Below are 14,259 nucleotides of genomic sequence, written 5' to 3' on the forward strand. Positions count from 1 at the left end.
CTAATGTAATTGTTTCTGTTGGTGCAGATTTCTTAGGAGATTGGCAAGGTGGAGGTTTTGATTCAGGATATGCTCAAGGGCGTATTCCTCAAAACGGAAAAATGTCACGTCACTTTCAGTTTGAAGCCAATATGACTTTGTCTGGTGCTGCTGCTGATAAGCGTGTGCCAATGACTGTTGCAAATCAAAAACAAGCATTAGTAAAAATATACAATATAGTAACTGGAGCATCAGTATCAACTTCAAAAACTGATAATGATGAGGCAATTACAAATGCAGCTAAACAATTATTAGCAGCAAAAAGTAAAGGTGTTTTGGTTTGTGGTATCGATGATAAAAATGCACAATTGTTAGTTTTGGCTATCAATAGAGCATTGTCTAGTGAAGCTTTTAATACTTCAAACACACGTCAAATCCGTAAAGGAAATAACGCTGACGTAAAACAACTTCTGTCTGATATGAAATCGGGAGCTGTTCACACTTTAATCATGAATGGTGTAAATCCAGTTTATTCTTTACCAAACGGAAAAGAATTTACAGATTCATTAAAAAAAGTAAAACTTTCTGTTGCATTTGCAATCAAAGAAGATGAAACCGCTTCAGTTTCAAATATTGCAGTTGCAATACCACATTATTTAGAGTCTTGGGGAGATGTAAGTATTGTTAAAGGAAGTTATGCTTTAACACAACCCACTATTCGTCCGTTATTTGATACAGTACAATTTCAAGATGCCTTATTATCTTGGACAGGAAATACACAAACTTATTACGATTATCTTCGCGCTTCTTGGTCAGGTTCTAAATCTTGGAATCAATTGGTTCATGATGGAGTAGTAGTTACTGAAGGAGTTTCTTCTGGTGCTGGTGCTGGTGCCGATTTTAACGGAGCTGCTTCAGCTTTGGCGAAAGCCACATCATCAAAATTAGAATTGGTATTGTATACTAAAACTGGTTTAGGAGATGGTCAACAAGCAAACAATCCTTGGTTACAAGAATTTCCAGATCCAATTACAAGAGCATCATGGGATAATTATTTGACAATATCGCAAGCAGATGCTACAACTTCAGGAATTGAAAACTGGAATGTAGCTAATGGAGGACTTAACGGAAGTTATGCTACCTTAACGGTTGATGGAGTAAAATTAGAAAAAGTTCCAGTAATTATTCAGCCAGGTCAAGCAAAAGGAACGGTTGGATTAGCATTGGGTTATGGTCGTAAAGCGGCTATGAAAGAAGAAATGCAAGTGGGAGTTAATGCTTACACTTTATACAATAACTTTAGCAATGTACAAAATGTATCTATTGCTAAAGAAGACGGTGAACATGAATTTGCTTGTGTTCAGTTGCAAAGAACATTAATGGGTCGTGGTGATATTATCAAAGAAACTTCCCTTGATATATTTAATACAAAAGAATCTGAGGAATGGAATCCTATTCCTATGGTTTCTTTAGATCATAAAGAAGTTGCCGCGACTAGTGTCGATTTATGGGAATCTTTTGATCGTACTGTAGGACATCATTTTAATCTTTCGATTGATTTGAATGCTTGTACAGGTTGTGGAGCATGCGTTATCGCTTGTCATGCAGAAAATAATGTACCAGTTGTTGGTAAGTCAGAAGTAAGAAGAAGTCGTGATATGCACTGGTTGCGTATTGATAGATATTATTCTTCGGAAGATACTTTTAAAAATGATAATAAAGTTAAAGAAGAGAGCACAGGATTGTTAGATTCTTTATCTACATTGCGAGGAATGGAAGTTCCTTCGGATAATCCTCAAGTGGCGTTCCAACCTGTAATGTGTCAGCACTGTAACCATGCACCTTGTGAAACTGTATGTCCTGTGGCAGCAACTTCACACTCTCGTCAAGGTCAAAATCATATGGCTTATAACAGATGTGTAGGTACTCGTTATTGTGCAAACAACTGTCCTTATAAAGTGCGTCGTTTTAACTGGTTCTTATACAACGGAAATGATGAATTTGACTACCACATGAATGACGATTTAGGTCGTATGGTATTGAATCCAGATGTTAATGTTCGTTCTCGTGGAGTTATGGAAAAATGTTCTATGTGTATTCAAAAAACACAACTAACAATTCTTACTGCTAAACGTGAAGGTAGAGAAGTTAAGTTTGACGAATTTGAAACAGCTTGTTCTAGTGCATGTACTTCTGGTGCAATGGTTTTTGGAGATGTAAATAACAAAGACAGTAAAGTAGCAGAATTAGCAGAAGATAATAGAATGTATCACTTGCTAGAGCACGTTGGTACAAAACCAAACGTATTCTATCACGTGAAAGTTAGAAATTAATAATAATAGGCAAAACAAAGAATTGTAAAATATAGATAAGAAAGATGATTTTTATAAATCTGAAATCTAAAATCTAAAATCTAAAATTAAATTATGTCGTCTCACTACGAAGCACCTATTAGAAAACCTTTAGTACTTGGTGATAAAAGCTATCACGATGTGACTGTTGATGTCGCTAGACCTGTCGAAGGTAAAGCCAATAAACAATGGTGGACAGTTTTTTATATCGCCTTAGCCGCATTTTTATGGGGATTAAGTTGTATGATATATACAATCAGTACTGGAATTGGAACTTGGGGATTAAATAAGACAGTAGGCTGGGCTTGGGATATCACTAACTTCGTTTGGTGGGTAGGTATCGGTCACGCCGGAACCTTAATCTCAGCAGTTTTATTGTTATTCCGTCAAAAATGGAGAATGGCTATTAACCGTTCAGCAGAAGCAATGACTATATTCTCTGTAATCCAAGCAGGATTATTTCCAATTATTCACATGGGTCGTCCTTGGTTAGCTTATTGGGTATTGCCAATTCCGAATCAATTTGGTTCGTTATGGGTAAACTTTAATTCTCCATTATTATGGGACGTATTTGCAATTTCAACTTATCTTTCAGTATCATTAGTTTTCTGGTGGACTGGTTTGTTACCTGATTTTGCCATGATTAGAGATAGAGCGGTAACACCTTTTAATAAAAGAGTTTATTCAATATTATCATTCGGATGGAGTGGAAGAGCTAAAGATTGGCAACGTTTTGAAGAGGTTTCTTTAGTGTTAGCTGGTTTAGCAACTCCTCTTGTACTTTCTGTACATACTATTGTATCGATGGACTTTGCTACTTCAGTAATTCCAGGTTGGCATACTACAATTTTCCCTCCATACTTCGTTGCAGGTGCGGTATTTTCAGGATTTGCAATGGTAAATACTTTGCTTATCATCATGAGAAAAGTATCTAACTTAGAAGATTATATCACTATCCAACATATTGAATTAATGAATATTGTAATCATGATTACAGGGTCGATAGTGGGGTGTGCCTATATTACAGAGCTTTTTGTGGCTTGGTATTCTGGAGTAGAATACGAACAGTATGCTTTCTTAAATAGAGCTACTGGTCCTTACTGGTGGGCATATTGGTCGATGATGACATGTAATGTATTTTCTCCACAATTCATGTGGTCTAAAAAATTAAGAACAAGTATAATGTTTTCATTTATAATTTCAATTGTTGTAAATATTGGAATGTGGTTTGAGAGATTTGTAATCATTGTTACTTCATTACATAGAGATTATTTGCCATCTTCATGGACAATGTTTTCACCGACATTTGTAGATATTGGAATATTTATAGGAACAATTGGTTTCTTCTTTGTATTATTTTTGTTGTATTCTAGAACATTTCCTGTTATAGCACAAGCTGAAGTAAAAACGATTTTGAAATCATCGGGAGATAATTACAAAAGAAAAAGAGAAGAGCAAGGAAATAATCACGATAATCACTAATAAGTCATGAGTAATAAAGTAATACATGCACTATATAATGATGATGATGTTTTGATGGATGCTGTAAAGCAAACTAGACTAGCACATCATCATATTGAAGAGGTTTATACACCATTTCCAGTTCACGGCCTAGATAAAGCTATGGGTTTGGCTCCAACTAGAATCGCAATTTGCGCTTTTATGTATGGGTTAACAGGTCTAACATTCGGAACTTGGATGATGAATTTTACAATGATTCAAGATTGGCCACAAGATATTGGTGGTAAGCCAAGTTTTAGTTACATACAAAATATGCCATCATTTGTGCCAATTATGTTTGAAGAAACTGTTTTTTTTGCAGCACATTTAATGGTTATCACCTTCTATATGAGAAGTAAATTATGGCCTTTTAAAGTAGCAGAAAATCCAGATGTTCGTACAACAGATGATCATTTTTTAATGGAGGTAGCTATAAATAATAATGAAAGTGAATTAACTTCTTTCTTGCAAAACACAGGAGCTGTAGAAGTTAAAGTAGTAGAAAAGCATTAATCAGAACTATGAAAAAAGTATATACACTAGCAGTTTTAATGGGGTTATCTTCATTGCTGTTTTCATGTCAAGATAAGTTAAAGCCTAACTATCAGTTTTTTCCTAATATGTATGAATCAGTTGGATATGAAACATATTCAGAATCTTCAGCATTTAAGAATGGAAAAGAAGGTCAACTTCCAGTTCAAGGTACAATAAAAAGAGGTTATGTTCTTTATGAAATACCAAATACACCGGCAGGTTATTTAGCATCAAAAAATATTGTAAATTCACCATTAGACTCAACTACTGTTGATTTTGAAAAAACAAAATTGTTATTTAATGTTTATTGTGCAATTTGTCACGGTGAAAAAGGTAATGGAAAAGGAAAACTTGTTGAAAGAGAAAAATTTCTTGGAGTTCCTAGTTATGCAGATAGACAAATTACGGTTGGTAGTATTTATCATGTACAAACATACGGACTAAATTCGATGGGTTCTTATGCCAACCAATTGTCACAAACGGAAAGATGGCAAGTTGCGGAATATGTTTTGAAACTTAAGTCTGAACTATAATTGTAAAACACACTATATAAGCTATGTATACATTTTCAAGCAAATTAAAAAACTTATCATTTATCTTAATGCTTTTAGGAGCCTTAGGTATTGGATATGGTTTTTTCACTGCCCCTAAAAATACACAAGATGTAGAAGCAATTCTTGCATCAGGTCATGGAGAACATCATGCTGCGCCTACTCAAGATGAAGTTGAGAAAGCAGGGCAACATGTTATAAAATCTGTTAATGAAGGAGTAAATAAAGTAGAAGATTCTACAGTTGAAACTTTAAAAGCTCATGCTGAATCAGTTGAAGGTAAGTCAGATTCAATTGCTTCTCAAGTAGAAGTTGCTCAAGATGAAGTTAAAAAAACGACTAATCATGAAGTTGCTAGCGACGTTCATGCAGAACACGCGGAACATTTAGCGCATGTTTTAGGACAGTTACAAAATAAACCTTGGGCCGCATTATATGTTGCTGCATTATTTTTTATGTTAATATCTCTTGGAGTTTTAGCATTTTATGCTATTCAGCATGCTGCACAAGCAGGTTGGTCGCCAGTATTATTTAGAGTAATGGAAGCAATAACATCTTATTTAGTTCCTGGAGCTATAATAGTTTATGTTTTATTGGTTTTATCAGGATTACATTTTAATCATTTGTTTATTTGGATGGATCCAAATGTAGTTGCTCATGATGAATTACTTCAAAGAAAATCAGGATATTTAAACACACCTTTTTTCTTAATAAGATCAGCTATATATATGGGTGGTTGGATTTTGTACCGTCATTTTTCAAGAAAAAACAGTTTGGCTTTAGACGAAACTCATGACGCAGCATATTATAAAAAGAATTTTAAACTATCAGCAGCATTTTTAGTATTCTTCTTAGTTTCTGAATCTATGATGTCTTGGGATTGGATTATGTCTGTAGATCCACACTGGTTTAGTACTTTATTTGGATGGTATGTATTCGCAAGTTTTGTAGTAAGTGGTATTACAGTAATTGCATTAGTTACTCTATACTTAAAATCAAAAGGGTACTTAGAACATGTAAATAATAGTCATTTTCATGATTTAGCTAAATTTATGTTTGGGTTCTCAGTTTTTTGGACTTACTTATGGTTTTCTCAATTTATGCTAATTTGGTATGCTAATATTCCAGAAGAAGTTGTCTATTTTAAATTCCGTATTGAATATTATAATTTGCCTTTCTTTGGAATGGTTGTTATGAATTTTGTATTTCCAATATTAATGTTGATTAATACAGATTTTAAACGTGTACCTTGGATTATATCTATGGCTGGTACAGTAATATTATGTGGTCACTATTTAGATTTTCATAATATGATTTTCCCAGCTACAGTAGGAGATCAATGGTTTATAGGGGTTTCAGAAATAAGCTCAATATTATTCTTTGCTGGATTGTTTATATTTGTAGTGTTTACAACACTTGCAAAACAACCTTTGTTACCAAAAGGAAATCCACTTATAGAAGAAAGTAAGCATTTTCATTATTAATAATATTTAAACAGAAAACAGATGACAAGTTTGTTGGTAATTATAGTTTTACTTTTAGTAGGTGTTGCAATTTGGCAATTAACGAAGATTTTCGATTTGACTCAAGTTGGAGCAAATAGAAACAATTCTCAAATTGCAAATAATAATGACAATAATATCCAAGGATATTTAATGTTTGGATTTCTTGCGTTTTTATACATTTTCGTAATATACGGATTGTTTGCATGGGGTCATTTGGTTTTAATAGATCCTGCTTCTGAACATGGAGCTGATTACGACAACTTAATGTGGATTACATTTGGGGTTGTGTTTTTTGTTCTTGCAATAACACAAGTGCTTTTGTTTTATTTCGCTTTCAAGTATAGAGGAGCTGAAGGAAAAAAAGCAGTTTATTTTGCTGATAATGATAAACTAGAATTTATATGGACAATTATTCCAGTATTTGTTTTGGCAGGTTTAATTCTTTACGGATTATATACTTGGACAAATATTATGTTTGTAGATGAAGATGAAGATGTAATGGTTGTTGAATTATATGCAAAACAATTTGCATGGACAGCACGTTATTCTGGCAAAGACAATGTCCTTGGAAAAGCTAATGTTCGTTTAATCGAAGGGATAAATACTATGGGTGTCGATCTTGAAGATCCAAATGCACAAGATGATATTGCTGTAACGGAATTGCATATTCCAAAAGGTAAAAAAATTGTATTTAAATTACGTTCACAAGACGTATTGCATTCTGCTTTTATGCCACATTTTAGAGCTCAAATGAATTGTGTACCAGGAATGGTAACCCAATTTGCTTTCAGACCTATTATGACTACAGACGAAATGCGCCAAACAGAACACATGATTGAAAAAGTTGATAACATTAACAAAATTCGTGCTAAGAAAAGTGCTGAATTAGTTGCTAATGGAGAATCTCCACTTGATCCTTACACTTTTGATTATCTTTTGTTATGTAATAAAATTTGTGGTGCATCTCATTACAATATGCAAATGAAAATTGTTGTAGATACTCCACAAGAATTTCAAAATTGGTTAAAAGATAAGCCAACTATTGTAAAAACAGTTATTGATGAAAAAGCAGCTAAAGCTGCAGAAAATGCTCCAGTTGCAGCATCAGTAGCTAATAAGAAAGTTGATTCAGCAAAAGTTGCAGTAATTGCAGCTCCAGTAGCAGTAAAATAATTATACAATTAAAATTTAAAATAAAACACTATGGCAGCAGCATCTCATGACCACGATCACGCACATGATCACGATCACGAACACCACCATAAAGACACTTTTATAACTAAATATATTTTTAGTATAGATCACAAAATGATTGCTAAACAATACCTGATTTCTGGTATTATCATGGGAATCATTGGAGTTATTATGTCATTACTTTTTAGAATGCAAATAGCTTGGCCTGAACAACCATTTAAAATTTTTGATTTTCTTTTAGGAGATAAATTAGCGCCAGGAGGGGTAATGAGAAATGATATTTATCTTGCATTGGTAACAATTCATGGTACAATCATGGTTTTCTTTGTATTAACAGCGGGTTTGTCGGGAACTTTTAGTAATTTACTAATACCACTTCAAATTGGAGCTCGAGATATGGCTTCAGGTTTTCTGAACATGGTTTCATATTGGTTATTTTTTACCTCGAGTGTAGTTATGTTATCGTCACTTTTTGTTGAATCTGGACCAGCATCAGCAGGATGGACAATTTATCCACCATTAAGTGCCTTGCCTCAAGCAATTCCAGGTTCTGGAACAGGTATGACTTTGTGGTTAGTATCTATGGCTATATTTATTGCATCTTCATTAATGGGGTCATTAAATTATGTTGTTACAGTAATTAATTTAAGAACTAAAGGAATGTCTATGACAAGATTGCCACTCACAATTTGGGCTTTCTTTGTTACAGCTATTATTGGAATTGTTTCTTTCCCAGTATTGTTGTCAGCAGCATTATTATTGATAATGGACAGAAGTTTTGGAACATCGTTCTTTTTGTCAGATATTTTTATTTCAGGAGAAGTTTTGCATTATCAAGGAGGTTCTCCAGTTTTGTTTGAGCACTTATTCTGGTTCTTAGGTCATCCAGAAGTATATATTGTATTATTGCCTGCTCTAGGAATTACATCTGAAGTTATTGCAACAAACTCACGTAAACCAATCTTTGGATACCGTGCGATGATTGCTTCTATTTTAGCAATTGCATTTTTATCTACAATTGTTTGGGGACACCACATGTTTATTTCTGGAATGAATCCATTTTTAGGGTCTGTATTTACCTTTACAACTTTATTGATTGCGATTCCATCTGCGGTAAAAGCATTTAATTATATTACAACTCTTTGGAAAGGTAACTTGCAATTAAATCCTGCCATGTTATTCTCAATTGGATTAGTTTCTACTTTTATATCTGGAGGTATTACAGGTATTGTTTTAGGAGATAGTACATTAGATATTAATGTTCATGATACTTACTTTGTAGTAGCTCACTTTCACTTAGTGATGGGTATTTCTGCATTGTATGGTTTCTTTGCTGGAGTATATCACTGGTTCCCGAAAATGTTCGGAAGAATGATGAATAAAAACTTAGGATATATTCACTTTTGGGTAACTGCAATATGTGCTTATGGGGTTTTCTATCCGATGCACTTTATAGGAATGGCTGGATTACCACGTCGTTATTATACAAATACTAACTTTCCATTATTTGATGATTTAGCTGATGTGAATAAAGTAATTACTACTTTTGCATTAATTGGAGCAGCTTTCCAATTGGTATTTATGTGGAATTTCTTTACAAGTATTTTTTACGGAAAAAGAACAGTACAAAATCCATGGAGATCTAATACTCTTGAGTGGACTGCACCAATAGAACACATACATGGAAACTGGCCAGGTGCTATTCCAGAGGTTCATAGATGGCCTTACGATTATAGCAAACCAGGTCATGACGAAGATTTTGTTCCTCAAAATGTACCTATGAAAGAAGGTGAAGAAGAACTTCATCATTCATAAAAAATTTAAAAATGCCTTTCTTAATGAAAGGCATTTTTAGTTTAAAGTATTTTCTTAACTTTAAACCATAATTATATCTCATGCGAAATTTTTTTATTTTTTATTTATTTTTGTTTTCTTTAAATGTTTTTTCACAGGAGGAACCAAATTTTTCAGCAATAGATTCTTTGTATAGAGAGGATCAATTTTATTTTGGGGTTACATATAATATATTAAATGATAAGCCTGTTGGAGTATCTCAAAATTCGTTTTCTACAGGTTTAAATTTAGGTTTGTTAAGGGATTTTCCAATTAATAAAAAAAGAACCTTTGCGATTGCTCCAGGATTAGGCTTTTCGTATAGTAATTATAAAGAAAATCTTATTGTAAAAGAGGATATTGATGGAACAATTAATTATGAAACAATCGTGTCTGGGATTAATTATGATAAAAACAAATTAGCATTATATTTTGTCGATTTGCCTATTGAATTTCGATGGAGAACTTCAACCTTCGAGTCCCATAAGTTTTGGAGAGTTTATACAGGTTTTAAATTGAGTTATTTGCTTTTAAGTCAGTCACGATATGTTGATGCAAATCAAAAATTTAAAATAAATAATAATCCTGATATTAATAAAATTCATTACGGTGCTTATATTTCTGCAGGGTATAATTCTTGGAATTTGTACGCTTATTACGGACTACAAAATATGTTTAAAACTGGTAACTTAAATGGGAATTCTATTGGATTAAGTACTTTAAATATTGGTTTAATGTTTTATATATTATAACCAAAAGAACAAAAGTAGTAACTGAGGGAATAATCCGATCAAATATCCTAAAACTAATTCTTTTGTTGTGTGTGCTTTCATATATAATCTTGAAGAAGCAACAAGACCATTGCAAAGTAATAGTAAACTTATTATTAAAACTTCACGAACTTGAAAATGTATACAGCAACTTATGCAAAATACAGTTAGTGATGAAATTCCCAACATGTGCAAGCTTGCTTTTTTCTTAAGGTAAACCAATAATAACGCGATTACACTACTGATTATACTGCCTAAAAAGAAATAAAATAATTCAGGTATTACTTCTTTTGTAATACTTTTCATAATTAATATAGATAGTAATAGTATATGGAAGGTTAAAGGGATTTTTCTTTGTGAAACTTTGGCAACCATTATAGAGTCTACCTTGCCAAAGATAATAAGCAAATAAAACCCTGTTAATGGAATAAGTACAGTCACTAAAAGAACTTGTATGATGTATAAATAGATTGTTTCGTAAACAAAATAACGATTTGTTATTATAAAAAAATAAAAAATTGTTGCCAACACCGATATAAAAATAGGGTGAAATAAGTAAGAGAAAAATGGAAATATTTTTTTCAATGGAAAAATTTAATAAATCAAATATAGAAATTAGTATAGACCAATCTTACATTTTTAAATAAAAATCCTTTGTCAAGTTTATATATTCCTGAGTGTAATTATGTCTAGTAGTTTCTATAATTACTTCATCAATAGACAAATTCTCTGGTTTATTTCGGCTAAAAGCCAATAAACTACGTTTAATTTCAGAGGTTGGAGTTCCTTTTACACGAGTGGTTTTTATAATGTATAAATCATATTCATTTGCCATAGTAATAAACTTTTCTTCTTCTTTGTATGGAATTATAACAGAAAAAATACCGTTTTCAGAAAGTAGTAAATCAGCAGCTTCGATTAGTTCTTCAAAAGGCATGGCATCTGAGAAACGAGCCAAATCTCGTTGTTCGTTATCGGTTTTATAATCTTCGGTGTAAAATGGCGGATTGCAAACAATTAAATCATACTCATCTTCTGGTTCTTCGACAAATTCGTCTAAACCTGCGTGATAACAAAACAAACGGTCGCTCCAAGAAGAATTTTCAAAATTATCCGTGGCTTGTTCGTAGGCATCTTCGTCAATTTCTAAAGCATCAATTTGTTCAGCTGATGTGCGTTGTGCTAGCATTAGCGCAATAAGACCTGTTCCGGATCCTATGTCTAAAATAGAATTTGGGTTATGGTCTATGGGAGTCCAAGCGCCAAGTAAAACGCCATCGGTTCCAACTTTCATTGCTGTTTTATCTTGTTGAATAGAGAATTGTTTGAATGAAAACATACGACGGATGATTAGAGATTCTGCAATGTTGATTTTAGATTTTCTAAAAATCTAAAAATCTAAGAAGTCTAACAATCTAATTAAAGATACATTTCGACAAGTCCTTCTGGCAAATCCATGATAACTTTTTTGTTTTCTCTGTCTATTTTTACAATAAAATGATCAATCATTGGGATTAGCATTTCAACTTCACCGTTTAAAACTTCAAAAAGTGGTTGAGCAGTAGTATCATTTATAGAAACGATTTTTCCAAAAACGCCAACACGCTTATCTTCAATTTCAAAACCAATCACTTCGTGAAAATAGAATTTATTACCTGTAAGTTTTGGTAACATTTTTAGCGGAAGATACACTTCGCAATTCATAATAGCATTGGCTTCTTCTTCGTTGTCTACATCTTCAAAACGAACACGGAGAAAATCAGCTTTGTGTAGGTTGCTATTTTCAATAAAAAATGGAACCAGATTTTTGTTTACTTCAACAAAAACTGATTCCAAATCTTCATACATTTCAGGTTCATCCGTATCTAAATAGATAAGAACTTCCCCTTTGAAACTAAATTTTTTCGCAATTTTACCTAAGTAGAAACAATCTTCTTTACGCATCTTGCAAAAATTAATTATTAAGCTTCTTTTTCTTCGCTAGCTTCTTCAGCAGCTGGAGCTTCTACTTCTGTAGCAGCTTCAACAACTTCTTCTGTAGCAACTTCTTCTTCAACTACAACTTCTTCTGGAACTTTAGCAGCTTCAGTTTGTGCAGCAATACGTTTTTCGTTTGCAGCTGTTTCGGCTTTAAATGCTTTAGCTTTAGCATCAGATTGTGCTTTAGTTAAACCATCTTTTTTAGCATCAACTTTTCCAGCTTTAGCTTCAATCCAAGCGGCTAATTTTGCATCAGCTTGATCTTGTGTTAATGCTCCTTTACGAACTCCTCCGTCAAGGTGGTGTTTTAGTAAAGCGCCTTTGTAAGAAAGAATTGCTCTAGCAGTATCAGTTGGTTGAGCTCCGTTATGCAACCATTGTACGGCAGCATCAAGGTTCAAGTCTACTGTCGCAGGATTTGTGTTTGGGTTGTAAGTACCAATTTTTTCTAGGTATTTACCATCTCTTTTTGAGCGTGCATCTGCAGCTACTACCCAGTAAAAAGGTTTTCCTTTTTTACCGTGTCTTTGTAATCTAATTTTTACTGACATAATCTTATGATTAATTTTGAGGTACTCGACCTCGATTATTTAAGGGTGCAAATATACATATTTTTCTTAAACTTAGTACTAAACTCTTGATATTTTGGTTTTTCCTTGTAAATAATTATATTGTTTGTTAGTTTTTTAAATGTAATCGGTTATTTTTGTAATCTAAAATTCACTCAAAAAGATGAAAAAAATTATTTTCCTATTTGCTTCTGCAATTGCATTAATATCATGCGAAAAAAATGTAGAATTTAATAATCCAGCATTTCAAGCACAAATTAATGGTTCTTTGTGGAAATCCTCAGCGATGTCAGCAACAAAATCTTCAACTGGACAGGTCTTATTAAAAGGAGTATCTGCAAAAGGAAACCTAGAAATAAACTTAAATTCATCTGCATTGGGCGCCAGAAATTTAGGTACAATAAATACTTCAAATTTCGTTTCTTATTCATTTGCAAACGACGCTACTAATTTTAATTATACTACAGGAATAACTTTCGCTCCAGTAAATAATATATCTCTTTTTTCAGGAGGGACAGGATATACAACATCAAGTTTAGTAGATACTGCAGGTGGTTCTGGATCAGGTCTTAAAGTTGACATAGTTGCAAATGCAAATGGAGTAATTACAAGTGTTAAAGTAAATATGCCAGGGACTAATTATAGAGCAGGAGATCTTGTAAATATTGTAGGTGCAAATTCAAATGCATCAATAATAGTTCAAGATGTCACAAAAAGTAATGGGGAAGTGACAATTACGGAATATGATGGAGCAACTATTTCAGGCAATTTTAAGTTTACAGCATTTGATGCAGGAAATAATCAAACGGCAGCTTGCCGTGACGGTATTTTTTACAAGGTTCCTGTAAATTAATTTTAAACATTAATGTTTCTAAAGTGTTGAAAAAGAGCTATTTTTAAAATAAAATCTTAACATCGTGTAATTTAGAATATTAATAACTTACCTTTGTCCTAATATAATAAATATAATATATGAACATTTTTGTTGGAAGTCTTCCTTGGAGTATCGAGGAAGCAGATTTAAGAGAGTCTTTCGAGGCTTATGGTGCTGTAGAATCAGTAAAAATTATTACTGATAAATTTACAGGAAGAAGTAAAGGATTTGGTTTTGTTGAAATGCCAAATGACGAAGAAGGTCAAAAAGCTATTGATGAGTTAAATGGTGCAACTGTTGACGGACGTGCTATTGTTGTAAACAAATCAGAACCAAAACCAGAAGGTGAAAGAAAAAGCTTCAATAACAGTCGCCCAAGTGGTGGTGGTTATGGTGGTGGAAACAGCAGCCGTGGTGGTGATTCTCGTGGAGGTTACAGTGGTGGTGGAAACAGCCGTAGTGGTGGTTCTAATGACCGTGGTGGAAACAGAGGCGGATACTAATCTAACTTATTTTCAAAATATATCAAACCACCTCAATCGAGGTGGTTTTTTTTATGTTTGTTAATAACTAAAATTGACATTCAATCACATAAAATGTATTTTTGTTTCAATAACTA

Annotated in this window: 14 protein-coding genes; 10 read left to right on the plus strand and 4 right to left on the minus strand. The window is 33.0% G+C overall.

The annotated features are described in order from the left end of the window. The 8 genes from ABI549_RS06005 to ABI549_RS06040 all read left to right on the plus strand — a co-directional run. On the plus strand, positions 1-2,312 hold a 2,312-nt coding region (locus tag ABI549_RS06005), incomplete at its 5' end, for a 4Fe-4S dicluster domain-containing protein (protein ID WP_348075552.1). 93 nt (positions 2,313-2,405) lie between these two features. Then, positions 2,406-3,812 carry an NrfD/PsrC family molybdoenzyme membrane anchor subunit gene (nrfD, locus tag ABI549_RS06010; RefSeq protein ID WP_348075553.1) on the plus strand — a complete coding sequence of 469 codons (1,407 nt, stop codon included), beginning with the start codon at positions 2,406-2,408 and terminating at the stop codon, positions 3,810-3,812. A gap of 6 nt (positions 3,813-3,818) precedes the next feature. Beyond that, positions 3,819-4,343, plus strand: coding sequence for a DUF3341 domain-containing protein (locus ABI549_RS06015; protein WP_348075554.1), 525 nt, complete (start codon positions 3,819-3,821; stop codon positions 4,341-4,343). 8 nt (positions 4,344-4,351) lie between these two features. After that, positions 4,352-4,897: a cytochrome c gene (locus tag ABI549_RS06020; RefSeq protein WP_348075555.1), complete on the plus strand. Its 546-nt coding sequence runs from the start codon at positions 4,352-4,354 to the stop codon at positions 4,895-4,897. A 23-nt stretch (positions 4,898-4,920) separates the two neighbouring features. Beyond that, positions 4,921-6,399 (plus strand): quinol:cytochrome C oxidoreductase, encoded by a 1,479-nt coding sequence (locus ABI549_RS06025; protein WP_348075556.1) that lies wholly within the window; start codon positions 4,921-4,923, stop codon positions 6,397-6,399. 21 nt (positions 6,400-6,420) lie between these two features. Further along, complete coding sequence (locus ABI549_RS06030; protein WP_348075557.1) at positions 6,421-7,593, plus strand: cytochrome c oxidase subunit II; 1,173 nt, start codon at positions 6,421-6,423, stop codon at positions 7,591-7,593. A 30-nt stretch (positions 7,594-7,623) separates the two neighbouring features. Further along, positions 7,624-9,429: a cbb3-type cytochrome c oxidase subunit I gene (locus tag ABI549_RS06035; RefSeq protein ID WP_348075558.1), complete on the plus strand. Its 1,806-nt coding sequence runs from the start codon at positions 7,624-7,626 to the stop codon at positions 9,427-9,429. 80 nt (positions 9,430-9,509) lie between these two features. Beyond that, on the plus strand, positions 9,510-10,199 hold the full coding sequence (locus tag ABI549_RS06040) for a porin family protein (RefSeq protein ID WP_348075559.1): 690 nt from the start codon (positions 9,510-9,512) through the stop codon (positions 10,197-10,199). Here ABI549_RS06040 and ABI549_RS06045 read toward each other — a convergent pair. The 4 genes from ABI549_RS06045 to ABI549_RS06060 all read right to left on the minus strand — a co-directional run bounded on the left by ABI549_RS06045 (position 10,194) and on the right by ABI549_RS06060 (position 12,748). Beyond that, the gene (locus ABI549_RS06045) at positions 10,194-10,523 is read right to left on the minus strand and encodes a hypothetical protein (protein ID WP_348075560.1); all 330 of its coding nucleotides are present in this window, start codon (positions 10,521-10,523) and stop codon (positions 10,194-10,196) included. The two genes, ABI549_RS06040 and ABI549_RS06045, sit on opposite strands and share 6 nt — an antisense overlap. Positions 10,524-10,848: 325 nt before the next feature. Further along, positions 10,849-11,556 carry a methyltransferase gene (locus tag ABI549_RS06050; RefSeq protein ID WP_348075561.1) on the minus strand — a complete coding sequence of 236 codons (708 nt, stop codon included), beginning with the start codon at positions 11,554-11,556 and terminating at the stop codon, positions 10,849-10,851. An 80-nt stretch (positions 11,557-11,636) separates the two neighbouring features. Further along, positions 11,637-12,161, minus strand: coding sequence for a ribosome maturation factor RimM (gene rimM / locus ABI549_RS06055; RefSeq protein ID WP_348075562.1), 525 nt, complete (start codon positions 12,159-12,161; stop codon positions 11,637-11,639). Positions 12,162-12,178: 17 nt separating this feature from the next. Next, entirely contained in the window at positions 12,179-12,748 is a 570-nt protein-coding gene (locus ABI549_RS06060) for a 30S ribosomal protein S16 (RefSeq protein ID WP_348075563.1), read from the minus strand. A gap of 181 nt (positions 12,749-12,929) precedes the next feature. On the opposite strand from ABI549_RS06060, the gene ABI549_RS06065 reads away from it, so the two are divergent. Then, positions 12,930-13,619 (plus strand): DUF6252 family protein, encoded by a 690-nt coding sequence (locus ABI549_RS06065; protein WP_348075564.1) that lies wholly within the window; start codon positions 12,930-12,932, stop codon positions 13,617-13,619. Positions 13,620-13,738: 119 nt separating this feature from the next. Next, entirely contained in the window at positions 13,739-14,143 is a 405-nt protein-coding gene (locus tag ABI549_RS06070; RefSeq protein ID WP_348075565.1) for an RNA-binding protein, read from the plus strand. Positions 14,144-14,259: the final 116 nt, after the last annotated feature.

The sequence above is a fragment of the Flavobacterium sp. genome (genome assembly GCF_039932285.1).
Classification (GTDB): Bacteria; Bacteroidota; Bacteroidia; order Flavobacteriales; family Flavobacteriaceae; genus Flavobacterium.

Bases quoted from the DNA above. Each gene is read 5' to 3' on its own strand.
- nrfD (WP_348075553.1), top strand. From the start codon at position 2,406: ATGTCGTCTCACTACGAAGCACCTATTAGAAAACCTTTAGTACTTGGT.
- ABI549_RS06015 (WP_348075554.1), top strand. From the start codon at position 3,819: ATGAGTAATAAAGTAATACATGCACTATATAATGATGATGATGTTTTG.
- ABI549_RS06020 (WP_348075555.1), top strand. From the start codon at position 4,352: ATGAAAAAAGTATATACACTAGCAGTTTTAATGGGGTTATCTTCATTG.
- ABI549_RS06025 (WP_348075556.1), top strand. From the start codon at position 4,921: ATGTATACATTTTCAAGCAAATTAAAAAACTTATCATTTATCTTAATG.
- ABI549_RS06030 (WP_348075557.1), top strand. From the start codon at position 6,421: ATGACAAGTTTGTTGGTAATTATAGTTTTACTTTTAGTAGGTGTTGCA.
- ABI549_RS06035 (WP_348075558.1), top strand. From the start codon at position 7,624: ATGGCAGCAGCATCTCATGACCACGATCACGCACATGATCACGATCAC.
- ABI549_RS06040 (WP_348075559.1), top strand. From the start codon at position 9,510: ATGCGAAATTTTTTTATTTTTTATTTATTTTTGTTTTCTTTAAATGTT.
- ABI549_RS06045 (WP_348075560.1), bottom strand. From the start codon at position 10,523: ATGAAAAGTATTACAAAAGAAGTAATACCTGAATTATTTTATTTCTTT.
- ABI549_RS06050 (WP_348075561.1), bottom strand. From the start codon at position 11,556: ATGTTTTCATTCAAACAATTCTCTATTCAACAAGATAAAACAGCAATG.
- rimM (WP_348075562.1), bottom strand. From the start codon at position 12,161: ATGCGTAAAGAAGATTGTTTCTACTTAGGTAAAATTGCGAAAAAATTT.
- ABI549_RS06060 (WP_348075563.1), bottom strand. From the start codon at position 12,748: ATGTCAGTAAAAATTAGATTACAAAGACACGGTAAAAAAGGAAAACCT.
- ABI549_RS06065 (WP_348075564.1), top strand. From the start codon at position 12,930: ATGAAAAAAATTATTTTCCTATTTGCTTCTGCAATTGCATTAATATCA.
- ABI549_RS06070 (WP_348075565.1), top strand. From the start codon at position 13,739: ATGAACATTTTTGTTGGAAGTCTTCCTTGGAGTATCGAGGAAGCAGAT.